General features: G+C 45.1%; 18 protein-coding genes. 14 read left to right on the top strand and 4 right to left on the bottom strand.

Going from position 1 to position 20,846, the window contains the following annotated elements:
* The first annotated feature begins 20 nt into the window (after positions 1 to 20).
* The 14 genes from gspD to lon all read left to right on the top strand — a co-directional run bounded on the left by gspD (position 21) and on the right by lon (position 17,289).
* Positions 21 to 2,474, top strand: coding sequence for a type II secretion system secretin GspD (gspD, locus tag BCY86_RS04560; RefSeq protein ID WP_075276683.1), 2,454 nt, complete (start codon positions 21 to 23; stop codon positions 2,472 to 2,474).
* 11 nt (positions 2,475 to 2,485) lie between these two features.
* Entirely contained in the window at positions 2,486 to 4,297 is a 1,812-nt protein-coding gene (locus BCY86_RS04565) for a GspE/PulE family protein (RefSeq protein ID WP_245776270.1), read from the top strand.
* A 3-nt stretch (positions 4,298 to 4,300) separates the two neighbouring features.
* Positions 4,301 to 5,695, top strand: coding sequence for a type II secretion system F family protein (locus BCY86_RS04570; protein WP_075276685.1), 1,395 nt, complete (start codon positions 4,301 to 4,303; stop codon positions 5,693 to 5,695).
* 17 nt (positions 5,696 to 5,712) lie between these two features.
* Complete coding sequence (locus BCY86_RS04575) at positions 5,713 to 6,099, top strand: hypothetical protein (protein ID WP_075276686.1); 387 nt, start codon at positions 5,713 to 5,715, stop codon at positions 6,097 to 6,099.
* A 41-nt stretch (positions 6,100 to 6,140) separates the two neighbouring features.
* On the top strand, positions 6,141 to 6,545 hold the full coding sequence (locus BCY86_RS04580) for a type II secretion system protein (RefSeq protein ID WP_075276687.1): 405 nt from the start codon (positions 6,141 to 6,143) through the stop codon (positions 6,543 to 6,545).
* Positions 6,546 to 6,627: 82 nt separating this feature from the next.
* Positions 6,628 to 7,302: a pilus assembly FimT family protein gene (locus tag BCY86_RS04585; protein ID WP_075277578.1), complete on the top strand. Its 675-nt coding sequence runs from the start codon at positions 6,628 to 6,630 to the stop codon at positions 7,300 to 7,302.
* A 9-nt stretch (positions 7,303 to 7,311) separates the two neighbouring features.
* Entirely contained in the window at positions 7,312 to 8,016 is a 705-nt protein-coding gene (locus BCY86_RS04590; RefSeq protein WP_275935846.1) for a type IV pilus modification PilV family protein, read from the top strand.
* A 9-nt stretch (positions 8,017 to 8,025) separates the two neighbouring features.
* Entirely contained in the window at positions 8,026 to 8,730 is a 705-nt protein-coding gene (locus tag BCY86_RS04595; RefSeq protein ID WP_083604334.1) for a type II secretion system protein GspJ, read from the top strand.
* A 35-nt stretch (positions 8,731 to 8,765) separates the two neighbouring features.
* Positions 8,766 to 10,088 (top strand): type II secretion system minor pseudopilin, encoded by a 1,323-nt coding sequence (locus tag BCY86_RS04600; protein WP_156865079.1) that lies wholly within the window; start codon positions 8,766 to 8,768, stop codon positions 10,086 to 10,088.
* Positions 10,089 to 10,173: 85 nt separating this feature from the next.
* Complete coding sequence (gene pilM / locus BCY86_RS04605) at positions 10,174 to 11,778, top strand: pilus assembly protein PilM (RefSeq protein WP_075276691.1); 1,605 nt, start codon at positions 10,174 to 10,176, stop codon at positions 11,776 to 11,778.
* 1 nt (position 11,779) lies between these two features.
* Entirely contained in the window at positions 11,780 to 12,355 is a 576-nt protein-coding gene (locus tag BCY86_RS04610; protein ID WP_075277579.1) for a hypothetical protein, read from the top strand.
* Positions 12,352 to 13,353, top strand: coding sequence for a type II secretion system protein GspN (gene gspN / locus BCY86_RS04615; protein WP_075276692.1), 1,002 nt, complete (start codon positions 12,352 to 12,354; stop codon positions 13,351 to 13,353). The genes BCY86_RS04610 and gspN overlap by 4 nt, the downstream gene beginning before the upstream one ends.
* Entirely contained in the window at positions 13,350 to 14,669 is a 1,320-nt protein-coding gene (gene purD, locus BCY86_RS04620) for a phosphoribosylamine--glycine ligase (protein ID WP_245776196.1), read from the top strand. The genes gspN and purD overlap by 4 nt, the downstream gene beginning before the upstream one ends.
* 184 nt (positions 14,670 to 14,853) lie before the next feature.
* Entirely contained in the window at positions 14,854 to 17,289 is a 2,436-nt protein-coding gene (gene lon / locus BCY86_RS04625; RefSeq protein ID WP_083604192.1) for an endopeptidase La, read from the top strand.
* A gap of 15 nt (positions 17,290 to 17,304) precedes the next feature.
* Here lon and murI read toward each other — a convergent pair whose 3' ends face one another.
* The 4 genes from murI to BCY86_RS04645 form a co-directional block, all read right to left on the bottom strand.
* Positions 17,305 to 18,162 carry a glutamate racemase gene (gene murI, locus BCY86_RS04630; protein WP_075276693.1) on the bottom strand — a complete coding sequence of 286 codons (858 nt, stop codon included), beginning with the start codon at positions 18,160 to 18,162 and terminating at the stop codon, positions 17,305 to 17,307.
* A gap of 1 nt (position 18,163) precedes the next feature.
* A complete protein-coding gene (locus BCY86_RS04635) occupies positions 18,164 to 19,114 on the bottom strand; it encodes an aspartate carbamoyltransferase catalytic subunit (RefSeq protein ID WP_075276694.1) in 951 nt (316 codons plus the stop codon).
* Positions 19,115 to 19,168: 54 nt separating this feature from the next.
* Complete coding sequence (locus BCY86_RS04640) at positions 19,169 to 19,975, bottom strand: rhomboid family intramembrane serine protease (protein ID WP_075276695.1); 807 nt, start codon at positions 19,973 to 19,975, stop codon at positions 19,169 to 19,171.
* Between the two features lie 63 nt (positions 19,976 to 20,038).
* A complete protein-coding gene (locus tag BCY86_RS04645) occupies positions 20,039 to 20,635 on the bottom strand; it encodes a hypothetical protein (protein ID WP_075276696.1) in 597 nt (198 codons plus the stop codon).
* Positions 20,636 to 20,846 lie beyond the last annotated feature (211 nt).

A 20,846-nucleotide genomic window follows, 5' to 3' on the forward strand; every position in this document is an offset into this window, starting at 1 on the left:
GGTGATATGGAAAGCAATTAATGAACCTCTTTAAGTCTATTCTTATCTGGAGATTCCTCCCTTTCCTTCCCTTGTTGAGCGCAGCAGCCGAGCCATCTCTTTCTCCTAATCTTAGCATGCCCGATCCTGGATTTACAGCGCGCAAGCCTGGTAGGCAACTTCCTAAAAAGAAACTCGTGGAGAAGGAAGATACAAGCACCTCTTCTCTCCCACAGTTTAAAAAGACCATTCAATTTATTCCCAAAGGTCCTAATTACCGCGTCTCTTTTTCGCTAGAGGAGGCTGATCTGCCTGAATTAGTACGCGTAATCAGTAATCTAACAGGCAAGAAATTTATTTTTGGGGGAAAGCTAAGAAATATTAAAGCGACTGTCTATGCCCCTCAAAAGATAACAGTAGCAGAGGCTTATAAGACCTTTTTGTCTATCTTGGAGACCAATGGATTGACAGTTATTCCTGATGTTAATGATCCCAATTTGCTGAAGATTGTAGAGAGTTCCAATGCTGCTTCACAGCCAATGCCTATCTCTTTACCTTCGGATGTAATGATCGGAGGGGATCAATATATCACCCGTCTCCATCGACTAAGCCGGACGTCCGCTGAAGAAGTTGCTCATTTATTGGGTCATTTTAAATCAAAGGATGCTGATATTACGGTCTATGCTCCTGGTAATCTGCTGATTATTACCGATCTCGCATCGAATATTCAAAGGATGATGAAAATCATCGAGGAAATTGATGTGGGGAGTGCCGGCGATCAGGTGTGGATTGAGCCGATTCACTATGGCTTGGCTTCTGATGTAGCAACTCGCATCAACGAAGTGTTCGATCTCAAGGCTGCAGGAGGGGCTGTCAGCAAGTCCATCTCTAATGGAACGGTTAGTTCGGTGGGAGCTGCGGATATTCATATTGCAAAGGTCGTGGCTGATGTACGAACCAACTCACTTCTTATTGTAGCAACAGAGCGGGCTTATCTTCAGATTTTAGAATTCTTAAAACGCCTTGATATCCCTGAAACAGAAGGGGGAGAAATCCATGTCGTTCCGTTACAGCATGCGGATGCGACGGACCTTGTCAAAACGATCCAAGAGATTATGTCAGGCACTGGAGAATCCAGCGGAAGCAGTAGCTCGAGCAGCAGCAGTAGGGGAGGAAATCCCATCACGAATGTCTTTGAGCGAGCGGTCAAAGTTAGTGCGGATAAGGCGACGAATTCCTTGATTGTTACTTCTTCAAATCATGATTACGCATCTCTTCGCTTGGTCATCGATCGTCTGGATCAAAGGAGAAAGCAGGTCTTCATAGAAGCTGTGATCATGGATCTTGCGATTGAGCGGTTCGATAAGCTCGGATTTAATTACCATTTCGGTGATGCAGTAGGGAAATCGAATAATGCCAATGATAATACATTGATTGCTGGTGGTCTTAATCCCGTTAAAACACTTGGCCCTTTGGTAAGTATGCTTGGAGGTGATCTGCAAGGGGCGGCTTTGGGTGTTAGAGGTCCTCAAATCCCGAATACGAATGGATTAATTGCCCCTGGTATTTCGATTCCTGCTTTTGGAGCAATCATCACTGCGTTGGCTACGGCGGGAGACTCAGATACCTTATCGACTCCCCATATTCTGGCCACTGACAATGTGCCCGCTGAAATCAGTGTAGGAGAGAACGTCCCCCTCCAGCAAGCAAGTGGGATGAGCTTACCCCTTCCGACCGCAGGTGGATTAAACCCAGCTACAGCAGGAGGATTAGCAGCGGCTGGACTTGCTGGCTTGAGTTCTTTTGGCGGGTTTGGCTTTACACCCCCTAGACAAGATGTAGGTGTTAAGATTAAAATTACTCCTCATCTCAATGAATCCAATGAAGTAAGGCTTGAATTAAGTGAAGAGATCAGCGACGCGAAGGCTCCAGAAGGGACGCTTCAAGTTGTGCCTCTGACCAAGCGGACAGCAACTACTCAACTTGTTGTGCGGGATCAAGAAACGGTTGTGATCGCTGGTTTGATGCGGAACCGAATCCTAAAAAGTCGGTCTAAGATTCCCATTCTGGGGGACATTCCTCTGCTAGGGGCACTGTTCCGAAATTCGGAGAACAGAACCTCAAAAAGTAACTTGGTACTCGTTCTTACCCCTTATATCATTCGCGATCAAAACGATTTAAGGACAGTATTTGAACGGAAAATGCAAGAACGTCAAGAGTTGCTCGACCACTATTTCGTTTTCCGCGGTTCGGATTATCAGCCTCCTAAAGACTATTCACGTACCAATGGAGTCGTAGAAGAAATTCGGCAGTCCTATATGGAAATAGAAGAGAAGAGAAAATTGGATGAACTCGGGAAGAAACCAGGAAAACCCAAAACGCATTCTCCTGGTCAGCCGTTGGGGGTGGCTCCTCTTTCTTCCCCTTCAGAGGGGAGCGCTCCTCATCTTCAAAAGAAAAACGTTGGACTCTCTTCTGAAGATAAAGAGAATTAGAGGAATTGAAGATGGAACCGCAAAGGTTTTTAGGTGAGATTTTTGTCCGACGGGGTTTGATCCCAGAAGATCGGCTGAAGCCTCTACTGGATATTCAACAAGAAAAGAACACGGATCTGACGGATCTGATCGTCCATATGAATCTAGCAGGAGAAGAGAAGATCGCTTGGGCGATTGCTACAGAATTAGGGCTGCCTTATCTTGAACAGCTCGATCCAGAGCAGGTAGTTACTTCACTTACTACCTGCGTCCCCATTACCTTTTCTAAGAATCACAAGTTGCTCGTCGTAGGAGAAACAGGCTCTTCCATTCAAGTTGTGTGTGCGGATCCTTTGGATGTCATGGCGATCGACAGCTTACGTTTGCTGTTCCACAAATCGATTGAGATTCTTGTAGCGAGCTCTCAAAATATTATCAATGCGATTAACCGAGTCTATGAACGCAGAGTAGGGGAGAGCCAGCTCGAAACCGATGAGTCCATGCAAGATGAAGAGGGGATAGATGATATCCTTGATTCAGATGATGAAGCTCCTGTGATCCGATGGGTTAACTCGCTTTTTCTTCAGGCGATGAAAGAAAGAGCAAGCGATATTCACATCGAGCCCGAGGAAAAAGAGGTGATTGTTCGATATCGGATCGATGGGGAGCTATATATCGCACGTAGGGCACCCCGCGCTTTTCTTCATAGTATTATTTCGCGTATTAAGATTGAAAGCGCTCTCAATATTGCTGAAAAAAGACTTCCTCAGGATGGACGTGTCACCAAAAAAATTGCTGGAAAGAGCTTTGATATAAGAGTGAGTACCATCCCTACAAGCCGTGGGTATGAACGCATCACCATGCGTTTATTGAATAAATCCAGTGTCTTGTTGGACCTCACTGATTTGGGATTCAGCCCGCGTGATTACGCTTTGATCGATCAATTAATTCGAAGGCCTGATGGCATTATTTTGGTGACAGGGCCTACTGGTTCTGGAAAAACAACTACCCTCTACGCGTGCATCAACCGTATCAATCAGCCGAATGTGAATATCCTCACAGCAGAGGATCCAGTGGAGTATGAAATCCCAGGAATTCACCAGGTGCATGTCCAACCTAAAATTGGTCTTACATTTGCCAGTGCGCTCCGTTCCTTTCTTCGACAAGATCCTGACGTTGTTATGGTTGGAGAAATTCGAGACAAAGAAACTGTAGAGATCGCTATTAACGCATCGCTCACAGGGCATTTGGTTTTGTCTACAATTCACACCAACGATGCAGCAGGAGCAATTACTCGCATGATCGACATGGGGGTGGAGTCGTTTCTTCTCCGATCCAGTGTGATAGGAATTCTCGCTCAGCGATTAATCCGAGTGCTTTGCGAGCATTGTAAGCAGTCGAGGCCGATTGAAGCCTTTGAGCTGGAGGAGCTTGGTTTGTCTCCTGACCGTGTTGCTTTGAGACAATTGAGAAATAAGAAAGGGGGCTCTCGTTATTACCCCAAGGAAATGACTGAACCCGATATTCTTGATCTCGATTCCCAAGCACGTCCTCTTATCTACGAGCCAAAAGGATGCTCTCGATGTGGTAATACAGGGTTTTTGGGCCGACGTGGAATCTACGAGATCTTGATGATGGATGATGTAGTCGGTCCCCTTGTTCTCTCGAAGGCAGATTCTTCCGCAATTAAGCGCACTGCTTGGGAGCAGGGGATGGATACATTGAGAGAAGATGGTGCGCGTAAGGTTCTTGCTGGTCTCACTTCTGTAGAGGAAGTTTTAGCAGCGACTCAAGAGGATGTGGAAGCGGAGCATATTCCCACTTCAGTTTCTCAGGTGAGCTAGCCGATGGCTGTTTTTGAGTATCGTGGCATTTTAAGCGCAACCGGAAAACAGGTGCGGGGGGTTCGTGATTCTGATCACATCAGGAGTTTGCGGGCCATTTTAAAGCGGGAGGGGGTTCTTCTTACCAGCGCATATGAAACGGCTTCTGGTCAAAAAACGCTTAAGCAGAGGGCTGAAATCCGTTCTTTTTTTGGCCGTGTGGGGAGTAAGGACATCACCATCCTGACCCAACAATTGGCTACCCTGACCAATGCTTCTATTCCTTTGGTTGAATGCATTACCGCTTTGACAGAACAGACAGAAAAGATTGAATTAAAAGGAATATTATCGCAGATACGCGATCAACTTAACGAGGGGAGTTCATTCGCTAAATCCCTCGAGCCTCACAAAAAGCTATTCTCTCCCCTGTACATTAACATGGTAGCAGCAGGGGAAGCCTCTGGGAGCCTTGAACAGGTCCTGGAAAGACTAGCAGACTATATGGAATCTCAAGGTCGGTTGCGGAGCAAAGTGAAGGCAGCCTTGGCTTACCCTATTCTTATGCTTGTGATTGGAGTCCTTCTCATCACCACGATGATGATTGTGGTGATCCCTAAAGTGACCAGTATCTTTGCAAGCATGGATCGCGATCTTCCTTGGTATACTTCGTTATTGATTGCCGTTTCCAAAACATTAGCTTCAAGTGAGGCAGTCGGATTTGTTCTTGCTTTGATTGCGGTTGTTTTAATAGGCAGCAGTAAGAGTTCTCATGTATTCTCCCTAACCAAGCCCAAAAGCTTATGGATAAGCGCGAGTTTATCAATTGGTGTGCTTTTGGTGATTGGTTTCTGCGTGGATTCTATCGTTTCTTATGGCAGCGGTATTGTGGTGGGTCTGCTCATCGGTTTAGGGGTGGTCCGCCTATTGGCCTATGTCAAAACAGCTTCCGGACGCCTGTGGAAAGACAGCTTCATTTTGCGCTTACCTATTTTTGGGAATCTGGTGCGAATGATCGCAATTGCTCGATTTTCTCGAACCTTAGCTACTCTCCTTAAGAGCGGTATCCCCCTCCTTAAATCGATGGATATTGTGAAAAATATTCTCGACAACGCAAAACTTGAAAAAGTGGTTCAGGAGACCACCAATGCAATTCGAGAAGGGGAGTCGATTGCAGCCCCTCTGAAAAGAAGTGAGGATTTTCCTCCTGTTTTAGTCCATATGATTGCTGTTGGTGAGAAAAGCGGTCAACTGGAGCAAATGTTAGAAAATGCAGCGCGATCCTACAATCATCAAGTGGAAATTCAGATCCAAACGCTCACCTCTCTTCTAGAACCTTTTATGATTGTGGTTATGGGAGGAGCTGTAGGATTTCTCGCATTTTCTATCTTGATGCCGCTCATTCAGATGAACGAATTTTAATAAAATCCTTTTAAGAGATGCCAATTTTTTTTGAATGGGAGCAGAAAGGCAGTCTTATTCGATCTTTAAAGCGAGTCCAACTTCGATTTCTGTTGCTCATCCTTCTCATTAGCTATGGTACATGGGTTTATCAACGGGAGAGAAAAATTGCACAAACTCGCCTGACCCACACCCGTATGGTGACCATTGCTCGTGCTCTTTCAGCGTATCGTGCAGATCACCGAGGTCAGTGTCCACCTACTCTTGAAGAACTTACGATTACGGGCTATTTGGGCTATCTGCCTCAGGACGCTCGGAATCATCCTTTCCATTTTATTTGCTTAGACCCGGAAGATCCTTTTGGATATCAAGTGTGGAGTGATCATTTTACTGTATTGAAGGAAAACAAAGAACTCGTTCCGTAATCCATACAATTTAGAACATTGAATGGAAGAGAGGGATTGTAATGAAAACAAATGTATTCAAACGACTCTACCTCGAGCGAGGGGTAACTCTTATCGAGGTTCTCATTGTGGTTACAATTTTAGCTTTGATCTCGGGAATTGCAATGGTAACGCTATTCCCTCGTTTAAAGGAAGGTCAAATTAAGACCACAAAGACAAGTGCCTTTGCAATAAGGCAAGCCGCACTTCAGTGGCGAGCTGAGCATCCAGAAGAGTGTCCAACCCCTCAACGTCTCGTTCAGGATAAAGTTCTTGATTCGGCTTCGAAGATTACAGATGCTTGGGATATGCCTTATAAAATTATTTGTGAAGATGAAGAGATCATTGTTGTCAGCTTCGGAACCGATAAAAAAGAAGGAACTGCAGACGATATCCGTATTCCTACCGCTGTTCCTGCTAAGCAGTAAGAAGAGGGAGGGGAACAATCGGTTCTTTCCTTCACCCATCGGAGAAAGAAAACCATTGTTTTTTAAGCAGAATGCTGCAGGGATGACTCTTGTTGAAATCCTCATCGCAATACTTCTGGTTGTTTTTATTTCAGCTAGTGCGATGATTGGGTTGGGTCAGCTGAACACAACCCGTCTCCATAAGAGTGCCACCATGTTAAGAGGAGGCATTCGAGTTGCGTTCACCAGAGCAATGACAGACGCGAAAAGCGTTCGTATGGTCTTTGACCTCGATACGCATACTGCATGGCTGGAGGAGGGGGGGGGACGCATGCTGGTTCAAATGCACGATAAGACAGGCACAGGAGGTGCCGATCCGGTTACAGAGATTGAAAAAGAAGCGGTCAAAGAAGGTGAAAAGATATTAAAAGGAGCTCACAACACGATTTCTTTTCATCCAATCAAAGATCTTGGATTTGAAGATCCAGAAACAGGTGAAGGGGTTAAACATTTAGAAAAAGGGATTAAATTTCGCTCTGTTCATATACAACATGAAGTTACACCTAAGACGCAAGGGAGAGCCTATCTCTATTTTTGGCCTGAAGGGATGACGGAGGAAGCTAGCATTCAACTCATGAGTTTGGATGCAAAAGATTCATCGAGTACACTCACGCTCTTAGTGTCCGCTCTTACAGGCAGAGTCGTTCTTGAAAAGGGTGCGATCGACCTCAAGCTGCTCGTTGAGGAAGACTCTACGGGTTTCTCTTTTTCCGACTGATCGATGCACATGCAGGGAAAAGGTGGTTTTTCGCTTCTTGAGGTGATGGTTGCAATCTCCATTCTAGCTCTCGTTTTGACAGTGATCACAACTGCACAGATAGGGGTCAGCGGAAGCAATCGCAACGCTACCAATCTTGGTGTTGCGATTACTTTAGGGCGCTGCAAGATGACTGAAGTGGAAGAGAAGCTCCTTAAATTCGGTTACCCTGAGCTTGATCAAAATGAAAAAGATGAAAAATGCTGCAAAGAATCAGAACAGGTGGGCTTCGTCTGCGATACCAAGATAGAAAGGGTGGAGCTCCCTTCACTCCCTTCCTCTTCTTCCAATGAAGATGGAGGGCTTTCTCTTTCTTCTCTCACTGGACTCATAGAAGGGGGGACCTCGTTACCTCCAAAAAGAGGAGATGGGCTTACTTCCCTTGCAGAACCTATTAAACAGCAGTTTGGAGGAGCTGCTGGCATTGAGGAGATTTTAAGTATGATGATGAAAATGGTCTATCCATCCTATAAGCCCATGTTTGAAGCCTCTATTCGGCGTGTTTCAGTCACGGTGCGATGGAAAGAAGGGGTTATGCAGAGGGATTTTCAGATTGCCCAATATGTGACCAATCCAGCCCAAGGAGGATTTTTCTCGAACCCGTTACCTATTCAGGATAGCCCTTTTACTCCTTCCACCCAACAAAGCAGTACTTCTTCTACGTTTTCCCAATAAATACTAGAAATGAGCAAGCGAACCAACCCTAGGCAGAGGGAATACGGAATGACTTTGCTTGAGATTATGATTTCACTCGCTATCTTTACGATGATAGCGCTTTTAACGTACGGCTCTTTTAATGCTCTGAGTCGGAGCTACCAAATCGAAATAACGCGGGGAGATCGATCCAGAGAAGCTCGCCGGGCCATCCTACGCATTGTACGGGAACTTTCAAGCGCATTTCTGTCCACTCACCAGCCTATGAATGCGGCTCTTGTCACTCGAGTGACAGCGTTCATTGGAGAAAATGGAGGAAATTTTGATAGGGTTGACTTTACGGCGTTCGTTCATCGTCATATAGAACGCGATGCAAAAGAGTCAGATCAAGCTGAAGTGGGATATTTCGTAAGACCAAACCCTAATCATCCTGGACAATTTGATTTGGTGCGAAGGGAGCAAACCCCTATCGACACAGAGCCAAAGCATGGTGGTATTCTCGATATTATGGTAGAAAATGTTGAGCTTTTTAATATCCGTTACTTTGATCCTTCCACGGGGAACTGGCTGGATTCATGGGATTCTCGTCAAGCTACAGGTCAATTGAATCGGCTCCCGTTTGAAGTTCAAGTGACACTAGTCTTGAAAGGAGTTCACCAAGGTTCTCCTTCTACATATATGACTAAGACGTTGATCCCTATTCAACAACCGCTGAGGCTAAGTTCAAGTCCGTGAAAGCCAGGCTTCCTAACCGTGGAGTGGCCCTTGTGATGGTATTGGCCATGATTTCTGTTTTGACAGTGATGCTGACAGAAATTCAAGATGAAGTCAGTACAGAAATGGCTGGTGCGATGGGTGATCGAGATAGCGTGCAAGCTGAATACCTAGCGCGAAGTGCCATTAATTTAGCTCGACTTTTGGTTGCAAGTGAGCCCACAGTGAGACAGTCTGTTGCCCCTCTCTTTTTGTTTTTACGGCAAACCCCCCCTCAAATTCCAGTTTGGGAATTCGCAGACTACTTGCTGGGAATGTTCAGCGATAGTCAAGGGGGCTCTTCTTTCACTCGAGTCACAGGGGCAGATCTTTCTAGTGGAAAGAATCTTAAGTTAGGGAACGGCTACTTTGAAATTTCTGTAGTCGATGAAGATCGGATGATCAATGTGAACTCCGGAGCTTCCAATGACATCGCTCATCTACGTCTTGCACGTCAACTGATGGGCCTTATGGCCCCTCCTCAGTATAATTCTCTTTTCGAGCAAGTAGACGAGCAGGGTGAAGTGCATGATCGCTTGCGCATTTGCCAAGCGATTATCGATTGGGCAGATGAAGACGAGCGTGCTTTTTCTTGCGACTTTCTTAACAACAATCGATCAAGCGGTGTGGAAGATAATCATTATTATGAGCTTCTTCCTAAGCCCTATCGGGCTAAAAACTCCTCTTATGATTCTCTAGAAGAGCTTCGTATGGTACGCGGTATTGGAGATGAGTTTTGGTCTACTTTTATTGATCCCGATCCTGCACAGCCCAGTAAGCGCAACATAACCGTATGGGGTCAAGGAACCATCAATGTGAATACGGCAAGCCCTCAGACACTCCTTGCGCTTTTATGTTCAGGCTCACCCCAAGCAGATATATGTTTAGATGCCAATCAATCACAACTTTTCATCATGGCTATGACCATGGCACGAGGGCTCAGCATGGGAGCCCCTCTTTTTGGAAAAGCTGAAGACTTTATGGAGTCAATGAAAGGGAGGGGAGCGATGGGCCCAATCATGGAGCGTCTGGGATTAAAGCCAATTAGGTTCCTAGCGGAAAACGATTTTAAATTATCGATAGGTACAGAGAGCAAAGTATTCTCCATTTATGCTATAGGGATTGTAAAGAGGCACAAACGAGAAGTTCGTACTTCTATCCATGCGGTAGTCGATTTTCGTTCTGCCCTCTCTTTATTGAAACCCACAAATCACACAACTAACTCTGCAAGGGAGAGCGAAGATAATTCTAATCAACGAGCAAATGAAACAAAAACGGATTCTTACTCTCCATTACTCCCGACTACAGCAGGGAATTTTATTTACTACCGGATTCATTAATTAGGTTTGATTATCGATGCCATCCTCTCGGTGATCCTATTTGATCTTATGAGGGACTGAGCATTCGTTTCATAGGACTCGATAGATGGCAACCTGGTTAGGTATTGATATTCAAAAGAGAACTGTTAAAGCAACTGTTGTGCGCTCCAGGTACCGAAAGCTATCTCTTGAAGCGTTGGCTATCGAACAGATAGAGCCACCCTCTTCATCGATCAGCTCAAACAATTCTCAACGAATGAGCACAAGACATTTTCTTCCTCTGACCAATTCTTCATTTTCGAAGACGTTAGGGGAGACGATTAAAAGAGCGATCGCTTCTCTTCTATTGAGTTCGGATGTTTTACAGCAGGATGGAATTGCGATTGCTCTTCACGGTAGCCAGACTGCTATCCGCAACATTGTCTTTCCACTCCAGACTAAACGCCGACTCAAAGAAATATTGCCTTTTGAATTAGAAGGAGAACTCCCTTTTGATTTATCAGAAGCGGTCTTTGATTACCGCATCCTTGATCAACGGAAGGACCCTTCTTCACTTTCTCTTATCGTTGGAATCGCTCGCATTGAAATCGTCAAGCGATGGATTGAAATGGTGCAGCAGGCCATTGCTGTTGAACCTCATGTGGTTGGTGTTGGAGCGTTTCCTCTAGTACACTTATCTCCTTTTATTTCAAAACAATCTCAAGAAGAGCCAATTGCCTTTTTAGACCTGCGCCAAGAAGATTCGGATTTACTGATTCTCGTTAATAATAAACCTGTATTTGCGCGAACACTCTCCTCCGGAACCAACCATCTTTTGGATGGAAGCACTCTTCTCACTCACGATTTTTCTCTATCCATGGCTGGTTATCAAGCTGCTGGAGGGGTGCTGCCGGCCCAATTAATCCTCTGCGGGGATGCTATCCATTCGCTCGATCAGCTGTCCGAACAATTTAAAATACCTACTGAAATTTTCAGTTTATCCAATTCAGAAAAAGGGGAACGGCTTCTCTTGAATGAGACAATCAACCCAGGAGATTTGCCAAAATTTGCTAAAGCGATTGGACTAGCGCTTAGTCTAAGAACAAATTCTCAAGCATTAAATTTAAGGCAAGGAAGCTTGGCTTACGAGCGAAAATTTGAATGGCTCAAAACGCAAATTCCTGTATTGGTAACGATGGGATTGATCGTATGGCTTCACCTCCTGTTCTCTCTAGGAGCACACATGTATGTCGCTTCTAAGGAAGAAAAAAGGTTAGTTGATAGCCTATCTGCAGTAACGCGGGAGGTACTAGGGGAGGAGACGCAAGATGCTGTCCAGGCGAATGAGCTCCTTTCCTCCTTGATGAATATTCAGGATCAAGATCCGATGCCTCATGCAGATGCGTTTGATGTAATGGTACGACTTGCTGAGGTAGTCCCTCCTTCCATGGTTCATAATATTGAAGAGTTGGATGTGCAGAAAGGTCGAGTCGTTGTTCATGGAATTGTCAGTTCTATTCCTGAAGCGCAAGCGATTGCTAGTTCTTTAAGCAAGTTGGCCTGCTTTTCAGACGTAAAGATCGCTAGCACCCATCAGGCAATAGGGAGTGAGCGTCAAAAATACACACTGGAATTTGAAATTAAGTGTCCTATCGATGTAAAAAGTAAAAAGAAAGAAGGGATTATGACTGCATCATTAACACATGTTTCCTCTAAAAAAGGAGAAAAGTGAAGTGAAATCATTAACTTCTCTTTTCTTTTGGTCTAATCCCCAAATAAGGCGATGGGTTTTAATCATAGGATGGAGCTTGGCTAGCCTTTTGATAGTAGGCTTACCCTTGGGTTTAGTTCTATCCATTCACCGTACAGAAACTTATAACAAAGAAATGAGGACGACTCTTCAGTCCATTGTGAACGCGCGCCCTAAGATCTATGAGCAGAATCTCAAAAATGAGCTCGTTCAAAAACGATATCAAACTCCGGCTCCACCTTTGGCTGGCTTTTTAGAACAAGTTGCAAGCACTCAAAAAATACAACTGAGTGATTCTTTCGATCATTCTCCCGTTCCCATTGGAAAGTATTATACTGAGCGTTATACACTAGTGCACCTTAAGCGTGTAAGGATGGGCTCGCTCGCTCGCTTCTTTGAAACAATTGAGAACAGCGGAAGTCCAATTGTTCTTTCGAAATTGAATATTAAGAAACGAACGGGAGAGCATGATTCTTATGATGTAGAAGTAGGTGTCTCTGCATTTGATCGCGTCGAACAAAAAAAAGAAAGTTCTCTGAAAGCCAGTAAGAGCCCATGAAATTCAAAAAAGCGGTTGTGGGGTACGCGTATGTCTTCTTTTATTTGTTCTGTCTACTTATTTTTTCAGTATTGATATTCCCTTATGCTCGATTGAAACAAAAGCTTGAACTTCTCCTTCAAAATAAAATTGTAGATGCGAGTTCTTCACCTTCCCCTCCAGACGTTCACGTAGAAATAGGGAATATGAGGTCTTATTGGCTATCGGGATGGCGGTGGGAAGATATTAATATTCGTTCGACTCCTCTCGACTCAAAAGAAGAACCCTGGGAGATCACCATTGCAAAAGCGACTCTTCGCCTTTCACTTTTCCCGCTTCTATGGGGGCAAAGAAAAATTGATGCAGTTGTTCATATCGCTGTAGGCTCGATTGAAACAGAATGGATAACTGCATCGAACTGGCAGCGCGTTGTTGTTGAAGTGAGTGAATTTGAATTGTCTCATGGCGGCTTTCTTAAATCTTTGTTAGGTCTTCCTATTGAAGGGAAAATAGCAGGTCGGGTGGATCTGAAAATTCCACAAAATGATGTTAAAAAGGCGGAAGGAGAGATTGCTTTCGAAGCTTCTGAGATTATCGTCGGAGATGGACGAGCAAAGATCAAGGACACACTCGCGCTTCCCCCTATAAAATTAGGTTCGTTTAAACTAAATGCAGAAACGAAAGAAGGGGTAGTCAAGCTATTAAAGTTGAATACAAGCGGTAATGATGTGGACTTACAAGCAGAAGGTCGTCTTTATTTGCAGGATCCTTTTCTTAAATCCACGTTGGATTTACAAGTTCGTTTCCGAGTCAATGATATTTACAAGAAAAAAAGTGAAATCGCTCAAAGTCTCTTCGGAGCCCCTAATTCTTCCATCCCGGCTCTTTTTGATCTCGTTGATCCTAAGGTTAAGCAAGCAAAAAGAGCAGATGGATTCTATAGCTGGCATGTGAGAGGCCCTTTTAAACAAGTCGATGTACAACCAATTCGTGCCTCCTCCGCTTCAGGATTACGATGAATCAAACGATGATACATACTTCAGCAAAAGCCGCGCTTCACCAAGATAAGAAACGGATACTTATCCTAGGAGGAGGAGCTCGAGAGCACGCACTGGCTCAACGATTGGCGATGGAAACAAATCAAGTGCTTGTGGCTCCTGGCAATGCTGGTACTGCACAAATTGCAGAAAACCACAACGTAAATCTGGAAAAGGTAGATGAGATTGTAGAGTTGGCTTCTCGTCAACGAGTTGATTTTGTTGTAGTTGGGCCAGAGCGACCTCTCACTCTTGGAGTCGTCGATGCTCTCCATGCCCGTGGGATCTGTGCTTTCGGGCCTTCATCAGAAGCGGCCCGCCTTGAAGGTTCCAAAGCGTTTATGAAACAGTTTGCTTTGCGACACAAGATCCCCACAGCTCCTTTTCGAATTTTTTATAATTCTCACGCTGCTCGAGCCTACGTCACAAGCGCAAATCACACTATGGTTATTAAAGCAGATGGGCTCGCAGCCGGAAAGGGGGTGTTTCTTGCCTCCAATCGTGAAGAAGCGCTTGCAGCGATTCAATCCATTATGGAGGATCGTATTTTTGGTGAATCCGGCAATGTAGTTGTGATTGAAGAGATGCTTGAAGGGCAAGAGATCAGCTTTCATGTTGTTTCTGATGGCAAGCGCTATGTGCCACTGATTACTGCTCAAGATCATAAGCGGATAGGAGACGGTAACCTGGGTCCGAATACGGGAGGGATGGGGGCTTATGCTCCTGTTCCTTTTGTGACAGAAAGTCTCTACAAAACAATTCTCACCGCAATTATCGAACCGACTCTCAGAGGAATGGCGAAAGAGGGGATTCCATTTCGGGGAGCTCTTTTTGCAGGTCTTATGATCCAGCAAGGTAAGCCTATGCTGTTGGAGTATAACGTGCGTTTTGGAGATCCTGAGGCGATCGTTATCCTCCCTTTTTTTACAGGGAGCTGGACATCTCTATTGGAACAAGCTGCTCGAGGTGATTTGCGTTCCGTACAAGGCGAGATTTGTCAAGGAGGAGCTCTCTGTATCGTAATGGCCTCTGAGGGATATCCCACGCTTCCGAGATTAGGAGATCGAATTGAAGGGCTTAATCATCCACTTGAGCCTGAAGTTTCTGTCTTTCACGCAGGGACTGCGTATGCTGATGGAGAAATTGTGACCGCTGGGGGGAGGGTATTGACGGTAGGAGCTTTTTCTACTTCCTTACAGGACGCTTCTTCCCTTGCCTATAAGGCTGTTTCACACATTCGATGGAAGGGAGAATACCACCGTTCTGATATAGGAAGAAGCTCTACAGCTGCCTTTTAGTGGAGCTCTAACCACTGGTTTGCAAGCAGGAGGGAAGATAAATAAGAAAGAAAATGAAGACAAGTAGTGGCGAGCAGAGCAATTCATGCTTAATGGTATTCTAATCGTTTTGTAGTTCGTTTGTGTTGTTTTGTACTAGAATAAAAATAAGCATGTGTGCTTGGAGGCCAGATCGAGGTTAATTATGGCGGATAAAAAGGGTTCCACTGGGGGGAGGGTAAGTGATGACGAAGTGCAATTTAGAGAAGAATTACCTATCCTTCCCATTCGCAATGCAGTCTTGTTCCCGGGAGCAGTTGCTCCCTTTGATGTTGGGCGTGAAAAATCGGTTGCTCTTGTAGAAGATGTTGATAGTCTCTCGACCCCTGTGATTGCTATTTTTTCACAGAAAGATCCATCAATGGACGATCCGGGGGAACATGATCTACATCAAGTGGGATGTGCGGCTCGTGTATTGAAGGCTCTCAAACACAGCTCAGGCAACTATTCTCTCATTTTGCAAGGCTTGATGCGTATTCGTCTGGGTGAGGTTTCTCAACACGCTCCTTACCTCAAAGCAAAAACAATCAAGATGGAAGAGACAGGGGTGGATGACGATGAGGCGGAGGCGCTTGCACTGAGTTTGCGTGACATCGCTAAACAAGTTATCCAACTGATGCCTGAGTTACCTCGAGAAGCCGGCTCCTTGATCGATTCCATTCAACTTCCAGGAGCGCTTGCAGATCTCGTTGCAGCAAATCTAGATGCTCCTGTGGAGGAAAAAGCATCGTTATTAGAGACACTCGATGTCAAAGAACGGATGCGTAAGGTTCTCCGTCTTCTCACACGCCAACTTGAAATATTAAAAATGAGAGAACGCATCAACTCTCAAATCAAAGAGGAGATGGGGAAAAATCAGCGAGAGTATGTCCTACGTCAGCAGCTCAAGGCAATTAAAGAGGAGCTGGGTGAGGATGAAGGAGATCAAGGTGATTTAGACGGATTAGAAGAACGGATCGCCAAAGGACACCTGCCTGGAGAAGCGGAACAAGTCGCTAAAAAACAGCTTAAAAGACTTCGAAACATGCAGGTTGGTTCAGCGGAGTATACGGTTATAAGGACCTATTTAGATTGGATCTTAGATCTCCCTTGGCATATTCAAACAACTGATAACTTGGAGATCGAAGCAGTTCGAAAGGTGCTCGATGAGGATCACTACGGACTTGAAAAAGTCAAAAAGAGGATTCTTGAGTATTTAGCTGTTAGAAAGCTCAAAAAAGATAAAAAGGGTCCTATTTTGTGTCTTATTGGTCCTCCTGGGGTAGGGAAGACATCATTGGGGCGAAGTATTGCGCGTGCGCTGGGCCGTAAGTTTCATCGCATCTCTTTGGGAGGAGTGCATGATGAGGCTGCCATTCGAGGTCATCGCCGTACCTATGTGGGTGCTTTGCCCGGACAAATTATTCAGGGCATGAAAAAAGCCAGTACCATTAATCCCATCTTTATGTTGGATGAAGTAGATAAAATTGGACACGACTTCCGAGGGGATCCAGCTGCTGCTTTGCTAGAAGTGCTCGACCCAGAGCAGAACAATGTTTTTGCAGATCACTATCTAGAGATCCCTTATGATCTCTCTCATGTGATGTTTATCGCCACTGCTAATGTTGTTGATCCCATCCCTGCACCTCTGCGTGACCGAATGGAGATTTTAGAGATTCCAGGGTACACACGGCGGGAGAAATTAGCAATCGCGCAGCAACACCTGATTCCTAAGCAACTTGAAGAACATGGGATTACCCAAGAACAGCTTCAGTTAAAGGATTCAGCAATTGAGGTTATTATTGATGACTATACGAAAGAGGCAGGAGTTCGTGCGCTTGAGCGTCAAGTAGCCGCTGTGATTCGCAGTGTTGCTGTCAAAATTGCAGAAGGGGATCTAGCCCATCGCATTATCGAGACAGCAGATCAAGTCGCTGAATCGTTAGGGCCTCAGCGATATACAAGCGAAGTTGCAGAAAGAACGGAGGAAAGCGGTGTTGCGACAGGGCTCGCCTGGACAAGCGTAGGAAGTGAGATTCTATTCATTGAAGCGACGCGGATGTATGGAACTTCTAAGCTCCAGTTAACGGGTCAGTTGGGGGACGTTATGAAAGAATCTGCCCAGGCTGCTCTTTCTTACGTCCGCACCAATGCTGAAAAATACGGAATTTCTAGGGATTTCCTTGAAAAAAGCGATATCCATATCCATGTCCCTGCAGGAGCGATGCCGAAAGATGGTCCAAGTGCAGGCGTAACGATGTTCACGGCGCTTGTTTCCATGCTAACGGGTATAAGAGTCCGCCATGATGTTGGTATGACAGGAGAGATTACTCTCCGTGGTCGCGTGCTTCCTATTGGTGGTTTTAAGGAGAAGGTGCTTGCTGCTCACCGAGCTGGTATCAAACGAGTGATCGCTCCAGAGAGGAATAAAGCTGATCTCGAAGAAGTTCCTACTGAAGTTAAAAATGAACTTGAGTTCGTATTCGTCACGCATATGGATCAAGTGCTCGAGGCAGCTTTGGAAGAAAAACTTGTGCGTCATATCCATTCTGAGCCGGTTGAAAATAAAGATTCCTCTCTTCTTCCTTCCTCTTCTAACTGACAAAGAGCAGTAAATTCAGGGGAAAGAGGAGAGCTTGATATGTTCAGCGGCAGGGGCATCTTCTTGTAGGAAACGTGCCACAGTAGTGTTAAAAGCAGGAGTAATGTCGGTCGCAAAGATTTTAATTTTCCCTTTTTGGCCCCCATTCTTTTTTTTGAGGTTACAACGCATCAGCAGTTTGGATGCCTCATGAGCTACTGCGGTTGCGCTATCGATCACTTGCACGTGAGCACCGATCTGCTGTTGAGCAATTTGCTCAATCATGGGTTGGAGCAGAGGATAGTGGGTGCAGGCAAGAAGGATGACGTCTATCTGGGCTTGACGGAATGGCTTGAGGTATTCTTGTATTGTGAGCTCTGCGATCTTTCCATCTGTCCACCCTTCTTCTGCAAGCGCGACCAAGAGGGGGGCCGACTGATCGATCACCGTTACATGCGGGTTATAAGTGCTTATCATCCGAGGATACGCACCTGAACGGATTGTTGCTGCTGTCCCTAGTACTCCAATCCTGCCTGTCTTCGTAGCATAAACAGCTAGTCGAGCGGTCGATTCAATAACTCCAAGAATAGGAACATCAATTGCTCGTTTGAGCATATTTCCCGCTATCGCGCTAGCGGTATTACAGGCAATAATGATAGCTTTCGCGTTCTTGGAAACGAGACAACGAGCGCATGAGAGTGCATACTGCGCGATAGTTGTTTTGCTCTTTGTACCGTAAGGAACGTGTGCAGTATCTCCTAAATACAGGATGTCTTCTTCAGGGAGATAGGAGCGAAGCGCTCGTACCACAGTGAGTCCACCAAGGCCAGAATCGAAGACACCTAACCAGCTGTTGGATGGGAAGCGAAGAGAAGATGTAAAAAGATCGTTCATATCAGTGAACAGATAAGAGGCTCATTTCCTTCCGAGCATCTGCGACCATAGCGAGGACAGCCATGCGCACCCCTATCCCTGCTTTCGTCTGCTCTAGAATGACACTATGAGGTCCATGGATAACTTCTCTATCCAACTCGACACCAAATTGGACGGGGCCTGGATGCATTACAATCACATCTGGTTTTGCATGCTGAAGATGGAAAGGAGTAAGACAAAAAGCACGGCCATAATCTTGAAGAGAGAGAACCGCTTGATCCTGAATGCGTTCCGCTTGAACGCGGAGCATCATGATCACATCAGCACCTTGAATAGCGGACGTGAGGTTATCGTAGATTTCAATATGAGGACCAAGTCTATCTGCCTTTTTCGGTAGGAGATTTCGAGGACCACAAAGGCGCACCCTTACCCCCATACGGCTAAGCAACATCGCATCTGAACGTGCAACCCGTGAGTGAAGAATGTCTCCGCAAATAGCCACTGTGAGACCGTCTAATCTCCCTTTTTTGCGTCGAATGATGAAAGCATCGAGAAGAGCCTGCGTAGGATGTCCATGCATTCCGTCCCCCGCATTCACAATAGACATTTTTGTGTGAGAAGCGAGAAAATGAGGGGCCCCTTCTGATGGATGCCTTAGGATGATCATCTGTACATTCAGCGCCTCAAGGTTTTTGATCGTGTCGAGAAGGCTCTCCCCTTTTGTAAAGCTCGAAAATGAGCTGTTGAACGATAAAAAATGAGCTCCTAGCCCTTTTGCTGCAAGCTCAAATGAAATGCGTGTTCGCGTGGAAGCCTCAATAAAGAGAGCCATCACGGTCTTTCCCTGGAGTTTAAGCTGATGATCTTTCAATGGAATCGTGTGATCGCAATAAGACTCTGCGGTATCCAAAATACGCTGGATTTGGTCCTCAGAGAGATTCTCAATTCCCAAAAGATGATATCCGTTCCACATCGAAAAGCACCTACAAGAACAAATGTTAAGTCACGATAAGATGGTGTTTGTTTTCTAATTGAGAAAATATTTATCTTCTTTTTTTTGCTGAGGTACCCATATCGTTGCTTCCTTGTTCTTATCAGAGGCTGCTCTTTCAGAAAAAGGAGCTGCATGAAGCGTATAGACTTTTGAGGATGAAGTTTTTGCCTGTTTTTTTTTGGAGTGTCGTCTTAGAAGGAAAAGTTTTATTGATGAGAAAGGCGATCGAAGGGAAAAGGGAGAGCTATACAGAAAACCTATGAGCGCTCCTATTAGAGGAGATACAGGCCCTTCTGTTAATTCCAGAGGATAAATCAGATCAAGCAAGCTAACCCCAAGTATACACCACGCAAATTGGGCTCCTGTCATAGGGATGAAAAAGAAGAAGCGCAGAGGAGTTGTTTTATTTTCACAACCCCACGCTACAGCAGCCCCTGCCAGCGCTGCTCCTGGTCCAAAGAGAAGATCGGATGTGGAAGGGACGATAAGCCCCCAACCTATCGAAGCGGCATAACCTAAGACTAAAGTCAGCATAAGAAATCTAGCCAGTCGAAAGCTACCCCATCTTTTCTCCAGAGCAGGACAGAATAAATAGAAGCCAAATAAGGAAAAGGCAAAGTGATAGAAATGATAAGGATAAGTTAAAAAGCCTGCTGTCAATAATCTCCATAGCTCCCCATGGAGGACAGCATGTGGGCGACAGGCTAACTTCTCAAAAAAATGGTAGCCGTCTGGAAAACAACGGAAACAAAGCGTTCCCATAGGCCCAAGAATCCCTACACCAAGAAGGATAGTTTTGGTTGTAGGAAGAAGAGGAGGCAGAGTGTTCCTATCAAACATTGAATCGCTTGTACTCGGTTGGTGTTTTTTTGATTTTAGCATCATCTCATTACTTAATAATGATTAATGTGAAGAAGAAAGAGGAGAAAACGCAATGCAAGATGCAGGCACTTTCGTGTCTTTAGGATAGACAACTGAACAGGTTGTTGTACGACTTGCCTGAGCGGAAAAGTGAACAGAAGAGGGATCTTTCATCCAGGTTTCCTGCATGTGGTGTTGATCATAGTCAGACTTGGTGAACCCATCAAGACGAACAATGAGTTCTGGAGTAGATGGATTAAGATTTGTAAATATGGCATCTGCAAAGCAATCATACATACCGCTTGCGAGAAAGTTTTCTTGGGAGTCAAATACACGAACTAAATAGCGAAAAATTTGAGTCGGCTGGGTACCACATCCAACATGGGTAAAAAGAGATTCTGCCCGAATGACTATTGTTGGCTGAATTGGGGTTTCAAAGTAAGAGCGATCCCCACCCCCTCCACAGTGATTCGATAGAATAAGAGCTACCAAAAAAGACAAAGAAAAAGGTAGACGGGACCGTATTTTTTTTAAATAGAAACCAATCACATTTAAAAAAATGGATGCACTAACTTGAAAAGCGTGTTTTGGATACACGAATGAACACCGACCTGGACTTCTTAACAATGTTTTATCCATCCACTCTTTTCTCTGTTCTTTTTCTATGTTGAAAGCCGTAGGTGGTCTTCATGTTAATATCATCTCACTTTTCTCGTGACCCTCATCCCCTCGATCCTGTTGAACTTGTACTCCAAGCATCTCTCCCAGTGAAGGTGGTACTTCTCCTCCTCCTTCTTTTTTCACTATTATGTTGGTTTGTTATAGGGATGAAATCGTTTCAACTGCGTAA

It is taken from the genome of Pajaroellobacter abortibovis, assembly GCF_001931505.1.
GTDB lineage: Bacteria > Myxococcota_A > Polyangia > Polyangiales > Polyangiaceae > Pajaroellobacter > Pajaroellobacter abortibovis.

Excerpts from the sequence above, each read along its gene's own strand:
- BCY86_RS04580 (WP_075276687.1), top strand. The coding sequence starts at position 6,141 with ATGAAAACAAATGTATTCAAACGACTCTACCTCGAGCGAGGGGTAACT.
- purD (WP_245776196.1), top strand. The coding sequence starts at position 13,350 with ATGAATCAAACGATGATACATACTTCAGCAAAAGCCGCGCTTCACCAA.
- BCY86_RS04640 (WP_075276695.1), bottom strand. The coding sequence starts at position 19,975 with ATGTTTGATAGGAACACTCTGCCTCCTCTTCTTCCTACAACCAAAACT.
- BCY86_RS04645 (WP_075276696.1), bottom strand. The coding sequence starts at position 20,635 with ATGGATAAAACATTGTTAAGAAGTCCAGGTCGGTGTTCATTCGTGTAT.
- gspN (WP_075276692.1), top strand. The coding sequence starts at position 12,352 with ATGAAATTCAAAAAAGCGGTTGTGGGGTACGCGTATGTCTTCTTTTAT.
- BCY86_RS04570 (WP_075276685.1), top strand. The coding sequence starts at position 4,301 with ATGGCTGTTTTTGAGTATCGTGGCATTTTAAGCGCAACCGGAAAACAG.
- BCY86_RS04585 (WP_075277578.1), top strand. The coding sequence starts at position 6,628 with ATGACTCTTGTTGAAATCCTCATCGCAATACTTCTGGTTGTTTTTATT.
- BCY86_RS04600 (WP_156865079.1), top strand. The coding sequence starts at position 8,766 with ATGGTATTGGCCATGATTTCTGTTTTGACAGTGATGCTGACAGAAATT.
- pilM (WP_075276691.1), top strand. The coding sequence starts at position 10,174 with ATGGCAACCTGGTTAGGTATTGATATTCAAAAGAGAACTGTTAAAGCA.
- BCY86_RS04635 (WP_075276694.1), bottom strand. The coding sequence starts at position 19,114 with ATGTGGAACGGATATCATCTTTTGGGAATTGAGAATCTCTCTGAGGAC.
- BCY86_RS04595 (WP_083604334.1), top strand. The coding sequence starts at position 8,026 with ATGAGCAAGCGAACCAACCCTAGGCAGAGGGAATACGGAATGACTTTG.
- BCY86_RS04590 (WP_275935846.1), top strand. The coding sequence starts at position 7,312 with ATGCAGGGAAAAGGTGGTTTTTCGCTTCTTGAGGTGATGGTTGCAATC.
- gspD (WP_075276683.1), top strand. The coding sequence starts at position 21 with ATGAACCTCTTTAAGTCTATTCTTATCTGGAGATTCCTCCCTTTCCTT.
- BCY86_RS04575 (WP_075276686.1), top strand. The coding sequence starts at position 5,713 with ATGCCAATTTTTTTTGAATGGGAGCAGAAAGGCAGTCTTATTCGATCT.
- murI (WP_075276693.1), bottom strand. The coding sequence starts at position 18,162 with ATGAACGATCTTTTTACATCTTCTCTTCGCTTCCCATCCAACAGCTGG.
- lon (WP_083604192.1), top strand. The coding sequence starts at position 14,854 with ATGGCGGATAAAAAGGGTTCCACTGGGGGGAGGGTAAGTGATGACGAA.
- BCY86_RS04565 (WP_245776270.1), top strand. The coding sequence starts at position 2,486 with ATGGAACCGCAAAGGTTTTTAGGTGAGATTTTTGTCCGACGGGGTTTG.